General features: G+C 63.1%; 20 protein-coding genes and 1 tRNA gene. 11 read left to right on the top strand and 10 right to left on the bottom strand.

Going from position 1 to position 18,047, the window contains the following annotated elements; all coding sequences use genetic code 11:
* Positions 1 to 4 precede the first annotated feature (4 nt).
* A complete protein-coding gene (locus tag ASG03_RS07815; RefSeq protein WP_062693171.1) occupies positions 5 to 973 on the top strand; it encodes a DUF2971 domain-containing protein in 969 nt (322 codons plus the stop codon).
* A gap of 187 nt (positions 974 to 1,160) precedes the next feature.
* Here ASG03_RS07815 and ASG03_RS07810 read toward each other — a convergent pair.
* The 3 genes from ASG03_RS07810 to ASG03_RS07800 form a co-directional block, all read right to left on the bottom strand.
* Positions 1,161 to 1,237 (bottom strand) — tRNA-Met (locus tag ASG03_RS07810).
* Between the two features lie 144 nt (positions 1,238 to 1,381).
* Positions 1,382 to 2,617 carry a tRNA 2-thiouridine(34) synthase MnmA gene (mnmA, locus tag ASG03_RS07805; RefSeq protein WP_062693416.1) on the bottom strand — a complete coding sequence of 412 codons (1,236 nt, stop codon included), beginning with the start codon at positions 2,615 to 2,617 and terminating at the stop codon, positions 1,382 to 1,384.
* A 179-nt stretch (positions 2,618 to 2,796) separates the two neighbouring features.
* Complete coding sequence (locus tag ASG03_RS07800; protein WP_062693170.1) at positions 2,797 to 3,528, bottom strand: helix-turn-helix transcriptional regulator; 732 nt, start codon at positions 3,526 to 3,528, stop codon at positions 2,797 to 2,799.
* 707 nt (positions 3,529 to 4,235) lie between these two features.
* Here ASG03_RS07800 and sciP point away from each other — a divergent pair.
* Positions 4,236 to 4,511, top strand: a complete 276-nt coding sequence (sciP, locus tag ASG03_RS07790) for a CtrA inhibitor SciP (protein WP_062474978.1) — start codon at positions 4,236 to 4,238, stop codon at positions 4,509 to 4,511.
* 506 nt (positions 4,512 to 5,017) lie between these two features.
* Here the strand turns inward: sciP and ASG03_RS07785 are convergent.
* On the bottom strand, positions 5,018 to 5,368 hold the full coding sequence (locus ASG03_RS07785; RefSeq protein WP_062474976.1) for a hypothetical protein: 351 nt from the start codon (positions 5,366 to 5,368) through the stop codon (positions 5,018 to 5,020).
* Between the two features lie 446 nt (positions 5,369 to 5,814).
* On the opposite strand from ASG03_RS07785, the gene ctrA reads away from it, so the two are divergent.
* Positions 5,815 to 6,513, top strand: coding sequence for a response regulator transcription factor CtrA (gene ctrA, locus ASG03_RS07780; protein WP_056339603.1), 699 nt, complete (start codon positions 5,815 to 5,817; stop codon positions 6,511 to 6,513).
* 260 nt (positions 6,514 to 6,773) lie between these two features.
* Here ctrA and ASG03_RS07775 read toward each other — a convergent pair whose 3' ends face one another.
* On the bottom strand, positions 6,774 to 7,136 hold the full coding sequence (locus ASG03_RS07775) for a response regulator (RefSeq protein ID WP_062693168.1): 363 nt from the start codon (positions 7,134 to 7,136) through the stop codon (positions 6,774 to 6,776).
* A gap of 184 nt (positions 7,137 to 7,320) precedes the next feature.
* Positions 7,321 to 7,965: a histidine phosphotransferase ChpT gene (chpT, locus tag ASG03_RS07770; protein ID WP_062474969.1), complete on the bottom strand. Its 645-nt coding sequence runs from the start codon at positions 7,963 to 7,965 to the stop codon at positions 7,321 to 7,323.
* 303 nt (positions 7,966 to 8,268) lie between these two features.
* On the opposite strand from chpT, the gene ASG03_RS07765 reads away from it, so the two are divergent.
* The gene (locus ASG03_RS07765) at positions 8,269 to 8,856 is read left to right on the top strand and encodes a DUF1134 domain-containing protein (protein WP_062475769.1); all 588 of its coding nucleotides are present in this window, start codon (positions 8,269 to 8,271) and stop codon (positions 8,854 to 8,856) included.
* Between the two features lie 167 nt (positions 8,857 to 9,023).
* Positions 9,024 to 10,235 carry a hypothetical protein gene (locus tag ASG03_RS07760; RefSeq protein ID WP_062693167.1) on the top strand — a complete coding sequence of 404 codons (1,212 nt, stop codon included), beginning with the start codon at positions 9,024 to 9,026 and terminating at the stop codon, positions 10,233 to 10,235.
* Positions 10,236 to 10,344: 109 nt separating this feature from the next.
* Here the strand turns inward: ASG03_RS07760 and ASG03_RS07755 are convergent, their stop codons facing one another.
* Together ASG03_RS07755 and ASG03_RS07750 are read right to left on the bottom strand one after the other, a co-directional pair.
* A complete protein-coding gene (locus ASG03_RS07755) occupies positions 10,345 to 11,181 on the bottom strand; it encodes a TrmH family RNA methyltransferase (protein WP_062693166.1) in 837 nt (278 codons plus the stop codon).
* A 2-nt stretch (positions 11,182 to 11,183) separates the two neighbouring features.
* A complete protein-coding gene (locus ASG03_RS07750; protein WP_062693165.1) occupies positions 11,184 to 11,576 on the bottom strand; it encodes a hypothetical protein in 393 nt (130 codons plus the stop codon).
* A 30-nt stretch (positions 11,577 to 11,606) separates the two neighbouring features.
* Here ASG03_RS07750 and ASG03_RS07745 point away from each other — a divergent pair, with 30 nt between their 5' ends.
* The 4 genes from ASG03_RS07745 to ASG03_RS07730 all read left to right on the top strand — a co-directional run bounded on the left by ASG03_RS07745 (position 11,607) and on the right by ASG03_RS07730 (position 14,550).
* Positions 11,607 to 12,629, top strand: coding sequence for an RluA family pseudouridine synthase (locus tag ASG03_RS07745; protein ID WP_062693164.1), 1,023 nt, complete (start codon positions 11,607 to 11,609; stop codon positions 12,627 to 12,629).
* A 116-nt stretch (positions 12,630 to 12,745) separates the two neighbouring features.
* The gene (locus tag ASG03_RS07740) at positions 12,746 to 13,003 is read left to right on the top strand and encodes a DUF2171 domain-containing protein (RefSeq protein WP_062474954.1); all 258 of its coding nucleotides are present in this window, start codon (positions 12,746 to 12,748) and stop codon (positions 13,001 to 13,003) included.
* Between the two features lie 254 nt (positions 13,004 to 13,257).
* A complete protein-coding gene (gene rpoH, locus ASG03_RS07735; RefSeq protein WP_062693163.1) occupies positions 13,258 to 14,163 on the top strand; it encodes an RNA polymerase sigma factor RpoH in 906 nt (301 codons plus the stop codon).
* A gap of 216 nt (positions 14,164 to 14,379) precedes the next feature.
* Entirely contained in the window at positions 14,380 to 14,550 is a 171-nt protein-coding gene (locus ASG03_RS07730) for a hypothetical protein (protein WP_156381761.1), read from the top strand.
* Between the two features lie 72 nt (positions 14,551 to 14,622).
* On the opposite strand, the gene ASG03_RS07725 is transcribed toward ASG03_RS07730, so the two are convergent.
* Positions 14,623 to 14,805 (bottom strand): hypothetical protein, encoded by a 183-nt coding sequence (locus tag ASG03_RS07725; protein WP_062474945.1) that lies wholly within the window; start codon positions 14,803 to 14,805, stop codon positions 14,623 to 14,625.
* A 280-nt stretch (positions 14,806 to 15,085) separates the two neighbouring features.
* Between ASG03_RS07725 and ASG03_RS07720 the strand changes: the two genes are divergently transcribed.
* Positions 15,086 to 15,592, top strand: coding sequence for a bleomycin resistance protein (locus tag ASG03_RS07720; RefSeq protein ID WP_244475196.1), 507 nt, complete (start codon positions 15,086 to 15,088; stop codon positions 15,590 to 15,592).
* 217 nt (positions 15,593 to 15,809) lie between these two features.
* Entirely contained in the window at positions 15,810 to 16,334 is a 525-nt protein-coding gene (locus ASG03_RS07715) for a flavin reductase family protein (RefSeq protein WP_062474941.1), read from the top strand.
* A 108-nt stretch (positions 16,335 to 16,442) separates the two neighbouring features.
* On the opposite strand, the gene ASG03_RS07710 is transcribed toward ASG03_RS07715, so the two are convergent.
* Positions 16,443 to 17,771 carry an MFS transporter gene (locus tag ASG03_RS07710; protein WP_062693414.1) on the bottom strand — a complete coding sequence of 443 codons (1,329 nt, stop codon included), beginning with the start codon at positions 17,769 to 17,771 and terminating at the stop codon, positions 16,443 to 16,445.
* Between the last annotated feature and the right edge of the window lie 276 nt (positions 17,772 to 18,047).

Genomic DNA, 18,047 nt, shown 5'->3' with positions numbered 1-18,047 from the left:
AGATATGGGTGACAACGACATCATAATTCAAAATGTCTTTGGATACGATGATACCCAGCATCGCGCTCCGCTCCTGATCGAAGGACGGAAGTTAATCCACTACTGTTCCGCCGACACTGCAGTCAGGATTATACGAAACCGCGAAATTTGGCTTCGAAACGTCCGTGTTATGAATGACTACATGGAGGTCAATCACGGGTTCAATCTCATTAGAAGGTCACTCGAAGGGCCAGACGACACGACCATCGAATCTGGCATCAACGCTGTGAAGAGAGCGATGGACGAGGTGTTCCCTGGGGCTGCTGATGAGGCGTTCGGCCTCTTTGCCGAATGGTCGACCCAAATCCAAAACGAAACCTATGTTGCTTGTCTATCTGCCCACCCAGACACAGAGCAGGCGGTAGGCAGGCTTTCTATGTGGCGAAACTACTCGTCTGGACAGGCAGGTGTGGGTCTTGTGCTGAATACTGGCCTGTTTGGAATGATGACAGACGAGCTGGGTGTTTTCAGCAGCCCCGTATATTACCTCTCAGACACAGAACTTCGAGACATGCTTGTGCAGACTGCGGTTCGGGTTCGGGAACACCGAGATCAGCTCCTCCAAGCTGGTCGGTCTAGTACGATCGGAGGGTACTTTTTACTGTTGCGCACCATCGCTCATTGCACGAAACATCCCGGCTTTTGTGAGGAACGAGAATGGCGCATATTTCACACGTTAGGTCTTGATCCGCTGAAGAAGCTAAGACGGCATACCGAGACCATAGCTGGTGTGCCGCAGCGCATATTAAAGCTTGATCTGACTGATGACACCTTTCCCGGATTGGACGTTGCCAATCTCATTCAAAGCGTCATCGTCGGTCCTTCTCAGTATCAGGCTGTTATTGGGCAGGCGTTAGCTGATGAACTGACGGACAAAGGTGTAATCGACGCCCACCGCTCCATTACTTATTCCCCCATTCCGCTCCGCACCTGATCTGGCCACCATCTTCAAACTGTGTTTGCAGTGCCTTTGAAGGCTTTTTGACAGCGGGAGTGGAAAAGCGAAAATTCCGATTTCTTGTGTCAAAATTCCGGAAAACCGCGTCCGGCTACAGCGACTTGAAGGTCGCAACTGCCATCGCCTCGGAAGGACTATCGTGTTGATAATGCTATAAATTTATTGGTAGCGGGAGAGGGACTCGAACCCCCGACACGCGGATTATGATTCCGCTGCTCTAACCACCTGAGCTACCCCGCCGCCGGATGCGACCTTGGTCGGTCGCTTTCGGTGGGCGGCTTATAAGATGGGGTTCAGGGGGGTGTCAAGCGATGGCGGAAAAAAAGCGGGGCTGGGGGAGGGGCGTCGTCGGCGACGCCCAGGGCGGGCTGTCGCCGACCGGTTTCAGGCGGCCGCAGGGGCGTCCAGAAGGTGGCGCAGGGCCTGTTCGGCAGCGGGTTCGCGCTCGGAGCGCAGGATGAAGCCGCCGCCATAGACGCGGGCGTCCTCGCCGGGGCCGGAATAGAGCGCGCAGGCCTGGCCGGGCGCGATGCCGGCTTCGCCTTCCATCAGTTCGACGGTGATGCCGGCGGCATCGACCGTCAGGCGCGCCGGGGCGGGAACCTTGGTCGAGCGCACCTTGGCGTAGCAGGCGAGGCCCTCCGCCGGCAGGTCGGCCAAGGGGATGTCGCCCAGCCAGTTCATGTCGCGCAGCGCGACGCGGCGGGTCTCCAGCGCCTCGCGCGGGCCGACGATGACGCGGCAGGAGCGTGCGTCGAGATGCACGACATACAGCGGCTCGCCCGTGGCGACGCCGATGCCGCGGCGCTGGCCGATCGTGTAATGCAGGATGCCGTCGTGGCGGCCGAGCACACGCCCGTCGAGATGGACGATATCGCCGGCGAGCGCCGCATTGGGCTTCAGCTTGGAAACGATGTCGCTGTACTTGCCCTGCGGCACGAAGCAGATGTCCTGGCTGTCGGCCTTCTTGGCCACGACGAGGCCCATGTCCTCGGCCAGGGCCCGGGTTTCCGCCTTGGTCAGGTGGCCGAGCGGAAAGCGCAGATAGTCGATCTGCTCCTGCGTGGTGGCAAACAGGAAGTAGCTCTGGTCACGATCGGCATCGGCCGGACGATAGAGCGAGCGGCGGCCGGGAAAGCCCGGCTGCGGATTGGGGCGCGAGCGGATGTAATGCCCGGTTGCCAGCGCATCGGCACCGAGATCGCGCGCGGTCGCCAGGAGATCCGCGAACTTGACCGTCTGGTTGCAGGCGACGCAGGGGATCGGCGTCTCGCCGGCGATGTAGCTTTCGGCAAAGGGATTGATGACCGTCTCGCGAAAGCGCTGTTCATAGTCGAGCACGTAATGCGGGATGCCGAGCACCTCGCAGACGCGGCGGGCATCGTCAATATCCTGTCCGGCGCAGCAGGAGCCGGCGCGATGAACGGCCGCGCCGTGGTCGTAGAGCTGCAGCGTGATGCCGAAGACGTCATAGCCCTCCCGCTTCAGGATGCCCGCAACGACGGAGCTGTCGACGCCGCCGGACATGGCGACCACGACGCGGGTATCTTTGGGCTTGCGGTCGAAATCGAGGCTGTTCACGAGAAAAGGTCCGCTTCTGTCGGATGACCGGTGCGGCATCGGCGCCTGCACCTTGTTCACCGCAATATAAAAGGTCGCACGGGGCTCTACAAGCGCTGCGCGTGATTGCGGTCCCGAAGCCCTCATTCCGAAAGGCTCGGTCCCGGAGGTACCAATCCCGAAGGCCCCGATCCCGAAGGTATAGCCGTCGAGGGTTTCTGCGGGCTCGGGCTTAGGGCTCAGATGATCTTCAGGCGCATGGCGCGGGCGATGGCCTGCATGCGGTTGACGGCGTCGAGCTTGCGGGCCGCGGTCTTGAAATAGCTGCTGACGGTATAGGCCGAGATGCCGAGGATGATGGCGATCTCGTCGCTGCTCTTGCCGGCCGCGGCCCAGCGGAGACACTCGATCTCGCGGGCCGAAAGCTTCTCGCGGGTCGTGACGCCCGCATCCATGGCGCGCTCCAGCCGCTCGAACAGCTGCAGGAGCACGTAATAGAGTTCCGCCGCCTCGATGCCGTGCGGCGCGTCGCGGCTTCCCGAGAGGGTGACGATGAACGGGTCAGCATAGGTCGTGTGCATCAGCACGGCCAAGGTGAAGGCCATGGAGGGGGCGATCTGGAGAGAGGTCACGGGCTTGCCGCGAAGGCCGAGCAGGGCGGCCGTCTCCCGGAAGACGGGCAGCTTCGTGTGGCGCAGATCCTCCACCAGGCGGCTCAGGCGAAAGATGTCGAGCGCATCATAGCCGCGCACCAGATCCGCCGGCCAGCTGCTGACGACAAGACGCTCCGCGAAATTCTGCTGGTCGCCAGCGGGAACGCGCACGATCATGAAGTTGTCGAAGCCGAATTCGGCGGCGCATTGCCGCATGAGGCGCAGCACCTCGTACTCCGTCTGGACGGCGGAAGGATCGGGGCTGGCAGACAGCAGGCTCGATTTCCTGCCGCTTACCGTTTCATCCACGTCGGACATAGCGTCATCACCCCTGCCGGCCTGGCCGGCTCCCTGTTTCCTGCGTTTCCTGCGATGTGTCTGCCTGCTCCCACCTGCCGCCGGCCTGCCGGCACACCGGCACAACGGTCCCGTCATCCGCGTGTCATTGTCTGCTGGCAGCATGGCGCTCTATTCCCGCTTACGCGGGCGCTCTGCCGTCATCAGAAACCGTCAGTCTAGCGGAATACCGATCCGAACGCATCCGGGGATGCAAAGGAGAGAGATCTCGAAACCCTTGCGGCCTTCGAGGCAGATATTCTGCAGCCTGCCGACATCGCCGCCTTGCGCGGCCAGCACCCGTCGCAAGAAAAAAGCGTCCCGTCAGCCCGCGCGCATCGCACGTCTCTGCATTGCATCGATTTATATGTAAAACTTACAAGTTTTGAAACCCGCGCTTTCGCATGGCAGCCATGCGGGGACGATGGCGGTCCGCAGGCCCTGTTTCCCGGGATTTCCCCCTGCTTTTCCGTGTGCCGCGCCGTGATACAATCGCGGCCTGCATGCGGCATCTGCGCCGCCTGAGCGCGGGCGAAAGGGCGAAAAAAGGCCGTTCTTTCCGTGCCGTCTTCACCCTTTCCGGCAAGTCATTCGAATGATGGATAAATTGTGTCGCGGAGCTTAGGCAAATCTTAAATGTGGCAGGCTAGGCTCGCGGAATATGGTCTTGAGTATGTGTAGAGAGTCCAATGACCGAAATGGTACGACCCCGCGTGAAGTATGTCATCGGCCCGGATGGCAGCCCACTGACGATTGCCGATCTTCCTCCGGCGAACACGCGGCGCTGGGTGATTAGACGGAAGGCAGAAGTGGTGGCGGCCGTTCGCGGTGGCCTGCTGAGCCTGGAAGAAGCGTGCGAGCGCTATACGCTGACCGTGGAGGAGTTCCTGTCGTGGCAGGCCTCCATCAACGATCACGGCCTCGCCGGATTGCGCACGACGCGCATCCAGCAATATCGCCACTGACCCCTCAGGAGGTCAGGCCTATCGATGGGCGGCCGCGGCATATGTCGCGGTCGCCCATCCGCGTTCTCCAACCGGTGCTGCGTCGTGTCTGACCCCGCGTCCGGCACGGCGTCCCCCTGGGGCACGGCGGCAGCGTTAGGATCGACGGGAGGATGGCGGGTTCAGGATCGGCGCGAGCCGCACCCGCCGGGGCCTGGCTGAAGGGCAGGGACGAGTTCACGGGCAGCAACAAGGGCAGCGTGGCCGCGGGCCGCTATAAAGGAGCAGCAAGCGCCGATCCTGCGCTTTTTTGCGTCCGGCAACCGCGAGGCGAGGGGCGGACAGGCTTCGCGCAAGCTCCTTGGCTTACCGATCATCCTCTGTGTCGATCTTTGCGCACGAGGAGCACGAAGGCCGGCCGGAGACATGAGCTGAAAGCACGACGACGACAGCCGCGCTTCGGAGCGAGGCGCGGTGTCGTCGGTCAGGCTGGTCTGCCGAACAGTTTCGACTGTCGGCAGAACGGATCAGGCGCGCAGCCGCACGAGACCGTCGCGTTCTTCGAGGGCGGAGGCCTTGGCGAATTCTGCCTGGACCTCTTCCAGAGCGAGTTCGGCCGCGTCCTGCTGGACTTTCAGTTCCCGTACCGACACTTGCAGATTGTCGGCCCGCTGGCGGGCTGCCTTTGCAAAGGTCGGATAGGCAAAATGGGACGGATCCGAAATGCCAGACTTTTTCTCCTCGAAGGCGATCTGATGCTCCAAATCCTTGGTCATCCTTTCGAATTCGGCCATCATCATCTGAAGCTGCTTCAGTTGACGCTGTTTGTCCTTCACCTGAAATTCCTTCAGGCGGACAAGGCTCTCACGTGACTTCATACGCAATACTCCCGCGGTGCGAGACCCGGCATCTCACTTGCAACCCTTGCCGAAGGCTCATGCCTGCAGCGCCGCGAAAAAATCCCAGCGATCTTAACAAATGCCTACCGCTGGTAACGTTTCGTTTACGGGCATAGTTAATCCTAGGGACGATCATTTAAGGCCCGGTAAATGGCCAACGCGAAATGTGATGCTTTGGTCATTTGACGAATCTCTGGAGTCCGATAGGGCGCCCGGCTCACCTTGAGGGTGAGAAGGTCGTTTTATCAAAATCAAACAAAATCAAGGGGCTGACAAAAATATTTAACAAAGGATGTGCACCTTGCCAGAGGGAATCAGAATTTGTTAACCATTTGGTGGCAAGCTCCAAATCAGGCAACGACTGGATCCGTTTAGCGTCAGGCAGCCTTGCGATACCTTTCGGCGGCGGAAAAGGGGACAAACATATGCGGGTTCTGCTTATCGAGGACGACAGCGCGACAGCGCAGAGCATCGAGCTGATGCTTAAGTCCGAGAGTTTCAATGTGTACACCACCGATCTCGGTGAAGAGGGCGTCGATCTCGGCAAGCTCTATGATTACGACATCATCCTGCTCGACCTCAACCTGCCCGACATGTCGGGCTACGAGGTGCTCCGGACGCTTCGCCTGTCCAAGGTGAAGACGCCGATCCTCATCCTCTCCGGCATGGCCGGCATCGAGGACAAGGTCCGCGGCCTCGGCTTCGGCGCAGACGACTACATGACCAAGCCGTTCCACAAGGACGAGCTCGTGGCACGCATCCATGCGATCGTTCGCCGCTCCAAGGGCCATGCCCAGTCCGTCATCTCGACCGGCGAACTGATCGTCAACCTGGATGCCAAGACCGTGGAAGTCGGCGGCCAGCGCGTTCACCTGACGGGCAAGGAATACCAGATGCTGGAGCTGCTTTCGCTCCGCAAGGGGACGACGCTCACCAAGGAAATGTTCCTCAACCACCTTTATGGCGGCATGGACGAGCCCGAACTGAAGATCATCGACGTCTTCATCTGCAAATTGCGCAAGAAGCTGGCCAATGCCGCAGGCGGCGCCAACTACATCGAGACCGTCTGGGGCCGCGGCTATGTGCTGCGCGAACCGGAAGGCGACCTCGCCGAGAGCGCCTGATCTCCCGGATGTCTTGAGCGCCGTCGGCGATCATGCATCCCGCAGTGCAGGATCGCCGTTCATCGGTGCCGACCGACCCGCCCTCGTGGCGGGTTTTTCGTTTTGGCCAGTTTTTCTCGGCCAGTTCGTCCCGGCCAGTTCGTCTCGGCCCTCTGGCAACCGTCCGGCAGCCGCGCCACGCGCCCTGCGCCGCGCAACGAAAAAGGCCGCCGGGAAGGCGGCCGTTTGCGGAGGGGAGGGACGTTTCGGAAATGTCGACGTCAGGCAGCGGCGGCGTAGGCGCCGAACACGCTGGTCAGGATCTTGCGGTCGAACGGCTTCAGCAGGAAGTCGTCGGCGCCGGCGCGCTTGCCGGCCATCATCTTGCGGAGATCCGCCTCGATGACGCAGTAGTAGATGCGCACAGACTTGCCTTCGGACATCACGCGAATGTTTGCGATGAGTTCCAGGGCGCCGTCGAGCCCGGCATCAACGATAATGATGTTCGGCAGTTCGGCTTCGCATCGCGCCAGGGCGTCGAGGCCGTTGGCGGCTTCGGAGACCAGAAAGCCTATGCCGGAGAGGATGCGCTTGCCGACCTTGCGCACCACGTCGGAGTCGTCGGCGATCATCAAGCGCTGCATGGGGGCTCCTTTGTCCTTTCATTCCCGTCATCGCGACGTCGGTCGCGTCCGCGGGCAGAAAACCGCCCGCGCGGTGCGTCAACGTCCGGTTGCGCATGTCCATCATCCGGCAGGCCGGAGCGATGTCATGTGCGCGTCGGGAGAATATTAGGCGCCTTTGGCAAACAAACCGTTACCGCAGACCTCAGGAAACCGAGGAGGCCATGAACACGATCTCTTCCGGCGTCGGAAGGATTTCGATCTTCATGCCGGCTTCGTCCGCAAGGAGCACCGTGTAGTAGGGCTGGATGGTGTGGGCGTCGACCGCCTCTTCGAGCGTGCCGGACAGAAGTTCGACAAGCTTGGGTGGTACCCGCATCATCTTGCCGCGCACGACGAGCTTGAAGACGGCCTCATATTCCGGGTTTTCCAAGGTCACGTCGAGCGAGCCGCCGCGCGGAATGGCGCCATAGGCGATGAGGAAGAGGTTCAGCAGCAGCTTGACGCGGTTCTTCGGGATGATGACGCGCGGCCCGGTCCAGCTGATTTCGGTCTTCTTTTCGACGATCGCGAAATCGCGCGCCGCCTTTTCCGCTTCACCCGTGTCGATCGACGCGCCGACCGAGCCGGAGGCGCCGAAAGCGAGGCGGGCAAATTTCAGGCGGACGGCGGCGTTCAGTGCGCTCGTGCGGATGAGGTCCATCGCGTCGGCATCGGCGCCGCCTTCGTCCAGCAACTCGAGGCCATTGTTGATGGCGCCGACCGGCGAGATGATGTCGTGGCAGACGCGGCTGCACAACAGGGCAGCGAGATCGGGGCCGGTCAGGGTGAGGTTCGGATTCTTTTCCATCGTCGTGTCCTTAAAGGTCGCCCTTGCCGATCATCCCGGTGCGCGACGGGTTCGCGCAGGGCCGTTTTCGGGGATTGTTTAGCGGGTGAAGATTGCGCGGACGTGGCGCGTTCGGTGCAGCCATAATGACACCATGTTTGGTAAACCAATTGTTAAGATGATGGGTTCAGAGTGGCGGAATCCCGGGCCGGGAGCGAGGACAGGCACGGCTTGCGCCTGTCGCACGTCATCGGCCCTGCGAAAACGGAGGATTCGATGCTGCCGAGATCGACATGTGCACCCTCGAAGGATGCCGCCACCCGCATGCCGCGGCGCGGCCTGCTGTCTGCCGTGAAAGCCGTCCTGTTCGGCGCTTTTGCCCTGTGTGTGACGGTCTCCACCGCGTCCGCGCAGGCGGCCAACAGCGCGTCGCAATATTCCATCCAGGAGATCGTCGATGCCGGTCACGGCTTCTTCGGATCCACCTCCGGCGGTCTGGCCAAGGTGGTCGAGCGCGCCTTCGAGAGCTACGGACTGCCGAACGGCTATATTCTCGGCCAGGAAGGATCGGGCGCCTTCGTCGCCGGCCTGACCTATGGCGAGGGCAGTCTGAACACGAAGAATGCCGGACAGCACAGCGTCTACTGGCAGGGTCCTTCGCTCGGCATCGACGCCGGGGGGCAGGGCAGCCGCATCATGATGCTCGTCTATAATCTTCCGAGCGTGCCGAGCCTCTACAAGCGCTTCGGCGGCGTGTCCGGTTCGGCCTATGTGGTGGCCGGTGTCGGCATGACGGTCCTGACGGACGAGCACATCGTGCTCGTGCCGATCCGTACCGGCGTCGGCGCACGCCTCGGCATCAATGTCGGCTATCTCAAGCTGACCCAGCAGCCGACCTGGAACCCCTTCTGAGCCATCTCCGGGCCGGGGACCCCGCGTCCGGATCTCGTGGTTGCCGATGGCCGCATGCTTCTGTCGTGCGGCCTCTTCGTCGCATGCTTGCCAAGTCCGGGCCGAGCGCGAATAATGATGGCAAGGGGATGAAGCCCTTGTCCAACCGCCTGTGAAGTGACCTCCGCGTGATCCAATTTGCACTGCTGTTCGCCCTGGGTTTTCTCTCTGCGGTTCTGCTCGGCGCGCTGGTCGCGCCCGTCGTCCATCGGCGGATCGTGCGGTTTGCGGAAGACCGGCTGAAGGCGACGACGCCGCTTTCGCAGCAGGAGGTGCGTGCCCAGAAGGATGCGGCGCGCGCGATCTATGCTGCGGAGAACGTCCGGACCAGCCAGACGCTGAAGCGTGAGCGCGACAAGGCGATCGCGCTGATGCTCGCGCGCGAAAAGGCCGAGCAGGAGATGCGCACCGTGCGTGCCGAGAACGAGGATCTTCGAGCCCAGCTGGACGTGATGAACGTGGAAGCGGGCGACCTGCGCTCCGGTATCCGGCTTCTCGAGCAGCATATCGAACGGTTGAAGGAGGCGCTGGCGTCGCTGGAAACGGATTATGCGGCAAAGACCGAGCAAGCGGCCGTGCTTGCCCGTCAGCTCGACCGCGTCTCGGGCGACCTCGACGAGATGCGGGCGGTGTCTGCCGCCGAAGCGCTCCAGATCGACGAGCTCCATGCCCGCGCCGGCGGTCTGCGCGACGAGCGCGAAACCCTGCGCGACGAGCGGCGTCGCGCGAGCGAAAAGGCGAAGGCCCTCGAACTGAAGCTCGAGCAGCAGGAGCTTCGCGCAAAGCAGGTGGAATCCCGGTTGACGACGGCCAATGCGCTTCTGGCCGACCGCGAGACAAGCCTCGAACGGGGTCGCGCCGAAATCGACCGTCTGATGACGCGCGTGCGCGAGATGACATCGGATCTGGCGACGGCGCTTCAGGCCCTGCGCGCGGCCGGAATCGAGACCCGTCTGGCGGGCGGAGACGCGGCCGGGGGAGACGCGGCTGGGGGAGACGCGGCTGGCGAGGCCGTGCGTCCACCCGTTGCCGAGGAGACCGCAATCGCCATGCCGGCACCCGAGGGGATCACGCGCCTTCCCGCACAGACCCTTCCGTCGCCGGACGAGCTGAGAGCCGAGGCCGGCGCATTCCTTGATCGGCTTGTCTCTGCCGATCCCGGGGAGGATGCAGCGCTGCGCAATGACCTGCTGACGATTGCGGCCGGCATGACGGCCCTGACCGCGCGCAACGAAGGCGCGGCGTCGCCCATTCCGGCCTTGCTGGCCCGCGAGACCGCGGACGCCGGCACGCCGACGCTGGCCGCGCGCACCCGCTCGCTTCTTGCCTCCACCTCCTAACGCATGTCTCCCGAGCGTGTGCAGCGGTTTCGGCAAACGACATGCATCACAACACGACCTGAAAGCGCGTTGCGTGAATCCTTTTTCACGCAACGCGCTCTAGACGCGGTCAGACGATCGCGTTCAGCTGCGCGATCCGGTGCAGGGCGATACCGGTGGCGGTGGCGACGTTGAGACTGTCGAGACCGGGCTTCTGCCGGATGCGCGCGGTCCGGATCGCCGCCAGGATGGCGGGCGGCAGGCCTTCGCCCTCGGCGCCGACGACCAGCGCCGTGCGGCGCGCCGGCGGGATGTCGTCCAGATCGGTCTCACCACGCGGTGACAGGCCCCAGAGCGCGAAGCCGCGGTGTTCGATGGCGGCGAGCAGGCTGCCGACCGATCCCTCGCGCACGAAGGGAACGGTCAGGACCGCGCCGACGGACACGCGGATCGCCTTGCGATACAGCGGATCGCAGCAGGTTTCATCCAGAAGCACGGCACTCGCACCGAAGGCCGCCGCATTGCGGAAGATCGCGCCGACATTGTCGTGGTTGGAAAGGCCGCAGGCGGCCAGGATCAGGGCATCGTCCGGCAGGCTCGCCAGCACGTCCGCAAGCCTCTGCGGTTTCTGCCGCAGGCCGATCGCGAGCACGCCCCGATGCATGTCGAAGCCGGCAATCGCGTTGAACACGCCCGCATCCGCGAGGAACACCGGCACCGTGTCGTCGAATTGGGCGAGAATGTCCGCCACCCCGGCATGGCGGCTTTCGAGAAGCAGGATCGCTTCGGCCGTGAATGGCCCAGCAGTGCGGGCGGATGCCGCGAGCATGCGCAGCACCACGGTTCCCTCCGCGATGAAGCGGTTCTGCCGCCCCGTCAGGTCGCGCTCGCGAATCGAGACGAACGCGGCGATGCGCGGATCCGCCGGATCCGTGATGCGCGTTACCCGGCGCTCGGCGTCTGCCACGGTCAGTTCGCGGACACGGTGACGTCGGCGACGATCCGGTTGGCGGCAATGTCGTAGACGAGCGCCTTGCGAACGCCGGAGAGCGTACCGAAGAACAGGATCTGCCCGCCGGAGAGCGACGTCTGCGCGATCTCGAAGCCTTGCGGAAGCAGGGCGGTGGCCGTCAGTGGCGCGTCGCTCGGCACGCCGGCCCCGGTGTTGGCAAGCGTCCCTGCCAGCTGCGGCGCCGCGCTCGGGCGCGTGACCTTGTAGACAATCGCGCCCAGCACGGCCATAAGCATGACCAACATCACACCCGCCGAGACCAGCTGCAGGCGGATCATCTTGCGGCGAACGTTTTCCATGACCGGATCGAGCGGCTTTTCGTCCTGTTCGTCAGGTTCCTGGAGCGACATGGGCGGTTTGACCTCACGGATTGAGCAAGAATGAACGACCCCTTTAAACAAGCGGCAGCCCCAAGGAAAGTCCTGACGGCGGACGAGGATGCATCCGGGCGCATGGATGCGTGGCTGACCGAGCAGATGGACGGCCTTTTCTCGCGCAACCGCATCAAGGCGCTGATCGAGCAGGGCGCCGTGCGCGTCAACGGCAAGCCGGTTCTGGAGCCCAAGCGCAAGGTGCAGCCGGGCGACCTGTTCGAGATCGGCATGCCGGAGCCGGACGATCCCGAGCCCAAGGGCGAGGCTATCCCGCTCAATGTCCTCTATGAGGACGACGACGTGATCGTGCTGATCAAGCCACCGGGCCTCGTCGTGCATCCCGGCGCAGGCAACTGGACGGGGACGCTGGTCAATGCGCTGATCCATCATTGCGGCGACAGCCTGTCGGGCATTGGCGGGGTCAAGCGGCCGGGCATCGTCCACCGCCTGGACAAGGACACGAGCGGCGTCATGGTCGTGGCGAAGAACGATCTCGCCCACCGGCATCTCTCGGACCAGTTTGCCGACCATGGCCGCACGGGGCCGCTGGAGCGTGCCTATGCCGCCATCGTCTGGGGGCGTCCGCGCGGACTGCGCGGGACCATCGACGCACCCCTCGGACGCGCCGGCGACCGGATCAAGCGGGCGGTGAAGAAGCACGATGCCGATGATGCCCGCGAGGCGATCACCCACTACGAAGTCACCGAGCGCTATCACGAAAAGCCGGACGCGACGGCGCTCGCGGCAATGGTCGAATGCCGCCTCGAAACGGGGCGCACGCATCAGATCCGCGTGCACATGGCCTATATCGGGCATCCGCTGATCGGCGACGTCGATTACGGCGCGGCGTTCCGGACGAAATCGAACCTCCTGCCGGAAGCGGCCAAGGCGACCGTCGACCGGTTCCCGCGCCAGGCGCTGCATGCGTTCATGCTGGCGTTCGAGCACCCGTCCACCGGCGAAACCATGCGGTTCACCTCGCCGCTTCCCGCCGACATGCTGGAGCTGGCAGCCGCGCTCAAGGCGTGACGGTTGTCATTGGCCGGCAGGCTGGCCGCGAAATCTTGGCGCGCCTATGCATCCTTTTGCAGAGGCCGGCGTTTTCCCCGCATCAACAGCCTCATCCAAAGCGAAGGGAAGACATCATGATCGACGCCAGCCACATCAAGGAACATGCCGAAGTCATCAGCGCCGATGGCGTACACGTCGGAACCGTCGACGGTGTCGAAGGTCAGCGCATCAAGCTGACCAAGAAGGACAATCCGGTCGGGCATCAGGATCACCATCATTTCATCGACCTGTCGCTGGTCGACAGCGTCGATGGGAACCGCGTCCGCCTGAGCGCCAAGAGCGACGAGGCGTTCCTGTCCGAACAGGAAGACGACGGCGCCGCCATCCACTGAGATCGGTCGTACAGCGGGTCTCTCCCGTATATGAGGAGAGACCGGGCCGGCTTTTGAAAAATGGCACGAGGGGTTGAATTCAGCGCCGTCGTGCCGATCTAACCGAGATATCCCGAAGCCCAAGGATGGGGTCGCAATCGCGCGGCTGCATCCTTGAATCGTGCGCGGCGCGTTCTTATCTTGGTGACCTGTGGGGTCGAAGGACCCACATCCCGGCTGGCCAGATGGAAGCCGGAACGAGAAAGGGGTGCACAATGGCCCGGAGTACGATGCCGACACTGACCGCCGGCGAAGGTGGTCTCAATCGTTATCTTGATGAAATCCGCAAGTTTCCGATGCTGGAGCCGCAGGTCGAGTACATGCTCGCCAAGCGCTACCAGGAACATGACGACCGCAAGGCTGCCCACCAGCTCGTGACCAGCCATCTGCGCCTCGTGGCGAAGATCGCCATGGGCTATCGCGGCTACGGCCTGCCGATTGGCGAGGTGGTGTCCGAAGGGAATGTCGGCCTGATGCAGGCCGTGAAGAAGTTCGATCCCGAGCGGGGCTTCCGCCTGGCGACCTATGCGATGTGGTGGATCAAGGCGTCCATTCAGGAATATATTCTGCGCTCCTGGTCGCTCGTGAAGATGGGGACGACCGCCAATCAGAAGCGTCTGTTCTTCAACCTGCGTCGCCTCAAGGGCAAGATCCAGGCGCTTGACGATGGCGACCTCAAGCCGGACCAGGTGAAGCAGATCGCGACCACGCTGAACGTGTCGGAGGCCGAGGTCATTTCGATGAACCAGCGGCTTTCGGGCGATGCGTCGCTGAACGCGCCGATCAAGGCCGGCGAGGGCGAATCCGGCCAGTGGCAGGATTGGCTGGTGGACGACCACGAAAGCCAGGAAGATATCCTGATCGAACAGGACGAGCTGGAAAACCGGCGTTCGCTGCTGTCGGGCGCGATGGACGTTCTCAACGATCGCGAGCGCCGCATCTTCCAGGCCCGACGTCTGACGGAGGATCCGGTCACGCTGGAAGAGCTTTCGACCGAGTTCGACATCAGCCGCGAGCGTGTTCGTCAGATCGAGGTTCGTGCTTTCGAAAAGGTGCAGGATGCCGTCCAGAAGGCTGCTCTTGCCAGGGCACAGGCACTTCGGGTTGTCGAAGACGCCTGAGACTACACGTTTTTGTGATGATAAATCTTGCGCCCGGCTGCACCTGCAGGCCGGGCTTTTTCGTCTAGCGTATCAGGGAGAATGCACCACTGCGTAAAATGCCGTGACCGAGATTAGCGTTTTGATGCCGAAAGGCAGGTACACATCCAGAGGATCGGACACGAGACCGAGCGGTTTCGTGTCGGTGGTTTGGAGGACATCCGGATGAGGCAGGCCATGCAAAAGACGATCGAGGATGTCGCCATGCCAAGATTTCACCGGACGGATGCCGGGAAGCAGACGCGAACCGCATGGCCGACCCTGCGAATCATCGCGCTTATTTGCGCGTTTGCCATCTCGGTCGGGTTCTGGGTCGGAGCTTATCTTCTGCTGCGCCTGATCTGGTAGCGCAGAGTTCCGCATGAGGCTCCCCGGTCGGCGTGGACCGTCAAGCCCTTCCGCGGAAGCGTGAAACGTCCGTCAGCCGGCAAAGCGTTCCATGACGAAGCTGTCCGGCGATCCCGAGATCACGCGATTGGTTTTTCCGAGCGAGACGGAACTCATCGAAACTGTCGGTGCATCCGCCTGCGAGAAGACGGCGGCGGTCATGAAGGTTGCGGTGAGGGCAAGATAGGCTGTCAGGGCTGCAGATCGTATCGACATGGCAATTCTCCTGGTTTTGCGCACAACGCGCGCATTTCTCCGAAGTTCCGTTCGATCGTGAGGCCATGTCGTTTCGCGGCGGCCCGCGCGGGTTTCCGCTCCGCTCAGGGCTTTCAGGCTTGCCCGGACGGCATGGCCGTCTAAGGTGGCGGACAGGAGAGCCTGCCCGCCCGGAGCCGCCGATGACCTTCGATATCCGCATTTGCCTTGGGCGCTTGGATGGGCGCCTGGATGGGAGCCTGGATCGGAACCTTGCCGATCGGCGGGAGGCGCCGGCATCATGAGCCTTGATATCACCCCACCCAGCCTCGGGCAGAGCGAGCGCAACGCTGCCGACAGCGCCGGCGGACTGCCGGCCGGCGGCTTCAATGCGCTCGTCCCGGAGTTCGACGTGATCGATATCGGTCGCAGCCTGAACTTCTGGTGCGATCTCCTCGGCTTCCGCATCGCCTATGACCGGAAGGCTGCAAACTTCGCCTATCTCGAACGCGAGGGCGCACAAGTGATGCTGTCGCAGATCAACGGCGCGTGGGTCACGGCGCCCCTGGAGCCGCCCCTCGGCCGTGGCATCAATTTCCAGATCGCGGTGTCCGACATATCCGACATCGCGGCCCGTCTCGAGGCGGCCGCATGGCCGCTGTTCCGCGGCGTGCAGGATGCCGTCTACAATGTCGGCGGGCGGGACGTGGTCTCGCGCGAGCTTCTGGTGCAGGATCCGGACGGCTATCTCGTGCGCCTCGCGCAGAGCCTGCCTCCTGGCGAACTGCCGCGAGCCTCCGCGCCGTGATCGCGCGTCCCTGTCGCTGCGGCCTTGCGGAGACGCGTCCGGTCTGTCTTCCGTTCAGCCTCGGTAAAGCATACGGGAAGATCGCGGCCCGCCGCTTGCGTCGCGTCTTCGATGAAGGAAAGATATAGGTGAGATGTTCAGGGGAGTCGCGTAAGACGGAAAGCCCCGACCGCCGCGGTGTCGTCGCCTCGTCGGGTCCATTGCGAGGTATCGAGACATGACTGCTGCCGTTCATCCGTCGTCCGTGGAAGCTGCCCCCGATGCCGCTGCGTTCAAGCTTTCCATGCGTCATCTTGCTGGCGCCGTCTGCGTGATCACGGTGGGCGACGGCGAAGGGCGGACCGGTTTCACCGCGACGTCGGTGACCTCCCTGTCCGCAGACGTGCCATCCGTCATCGTCAGTCTGAACCGGACGTCGTCATCCTGGCCAGTGCTGGAACGCAGCGGCGGCTTCTGCGTCAATGTGCTGGCGGAAGGGCAGGAAGGCATCGCAAAGGCTTTTGCGGGGGCCGACGGGCGTCGCGGTGCCGAGCGCTATGCCGGTGCCGAATGGATCAAGCTCGACAGCGGTGGATGGGCGCTCGCCGACGCGCTGACCGTCATCGACTGCGGGCTGGACGAAGCACTGCACCGTCACACCCATGCCGTCCTCATCGGCCGGGTCCGCAGCGTGCATGTTCGCGAGGGCGCAGCGCCGCTGCTTTACTTCAACGGCAGTTTCCGCACGCTGCTTCCCGAATAGGCGGGCCTTGCCGCTTTTCCAGAACGTTCCCTCTTCACCATCGATATACCGCATCCCGGCGACCGTTCGACGTTCGCCGGGATGTTTCGTCATGCGCGTGGGTTGCGACTATTCCCGGGCCAGCAGACGCTTGTTCAGGAAAAGGGCCAGCATGGTGCAGATCGCGCCCGACAGCAGGTAGTAGCCCACGAAGGGCAGGCCGAACTTGCTTGAGAGGCCAAGCGTGATCAGCGGTGCAAAGCCGGCACCAAGGAACCACGCCAGGTCGGACGTGAACGCCGCACCCGAATAGCGGTACCCTTGCGTGAAGCGCGAGGAGACCGAGCCCGCCGCCTGGCCGAAGGACAGGCCGAGCACGCCGAAGCCGGCGATGACGAAGGACGAGATGCCGGTCTGGCCCGCGCCGAGCAGGATGGGGCCGATGAAGCTGAAGATGGCGATGATGATCGCACCGATGACCAGCTGCTTGCGGCGACCGAAACGGTCGGCAAGGAGGCCCGAGGCGACGACGGTGATGATGCCGAGGCCGGCGCCGGCCACCTGAACCAGCATGAACGAGCCGATCGACTGGTCGCTGTTGAGATTGGTCCAGGCCAGCGGGAAGATCGTGACGACGTGGAACATGGCGAAGCTTGCCAGCGGTGCGAAGGCGCCGATCAGGATGTCGCGGCCATGGGTGCGGATCAGGTCGGTGAAGGGCACGGCCTCGAGCTCGTGACGCTCCAGCAGATCGCCGAAATCCTTCGTCATGACGAGGCGCAAGCGGGCGAAGAGGGCAACGACGTTGATCGCGAACGCCACGAAGAACGGGTAGCGCCAGCCCCAGGAGAGGAAGTCGGCTTCCGAGGTGTTGGCGACGAAGAAGCCGAACAGGATGCTGGCGAGGGCGAAGCCGATCGGCGCGCCGAGCTGCGGAATCATCGCGTACCAGCCGCGGTGCTTTTCCGGTGCATTCAGTGCGAGCAAAGAGGCCAGCCCGTCCCAGGCGCCGCCCAGCGCCAGGCCCTGACCGATGCGGAAGATGGCGAGCAGGTAGATCGCCCAGACGCCGGCGTCCTGGTAGCTCGGCAGGAAGCCCATGCACACCGTGGAAATTCCGAGCAGGAACAGCGCGATGGTCAGCTTGGTGCCGCGACCGTAGGCCCGGTCGATGGCCATGAAGACGATCGAGCCGATGGGGCGTGCGACGAAGGCGAGAGAGAAGATCGCAAAGGAATAGAGCGTCGCCGTCAGCGCGTCCGGTGCGAAGGGAAAGATAAGCCGCGGAAAGACCAGCACCGAGGCAAGGCCGAACACGAAGAAATCGAAGAACTCCGACATGCGTCCGATGATCACGCCGAGCGCGATCGAGCCCGGAGAGACCGGCGCATCGCCGTGGATCTGCCGGGCGTCGCGCTCCAGAGCGGAGGAAGAGGGTCCGCCGGACGTCTCTGCTATCGTTGTCATCGGGATGCCTCCATGCCGTCACAGGGCCGCGCGGTTCAACGCGTGCCGTCTTTTGAACGATGTTGATCAAACCAACACCGTTATCAAGGGCCCGCGGCGAGAAATTGTCCCCTGCGACGCTATGCCCCGTGTCCGGATGCGATCAATTCAAGGCCCAAGTCTCGACTTTTTCCGCGCGATGCATATCTCGCATACAGGCAGGCCGATCCGGAAGCTTGTGGACGACGCGCCGTCGCGAATGGCGAACCGAGCCCGAGCGGTCTATCG

Source organism: Rhizobium sp. Leaf341, from assembly GCF_001424325.1.
Lineage (GTDB): Bacteria > Pseudomonadota > Alphaproteobacteria > Rhizobiales > Rhizobiaceae > Ferranicluibacter.
Note: the sequence above shows the minus strand (reverse complement) of the source record. Positions and strands in the feature narration are given on the sequence as shown.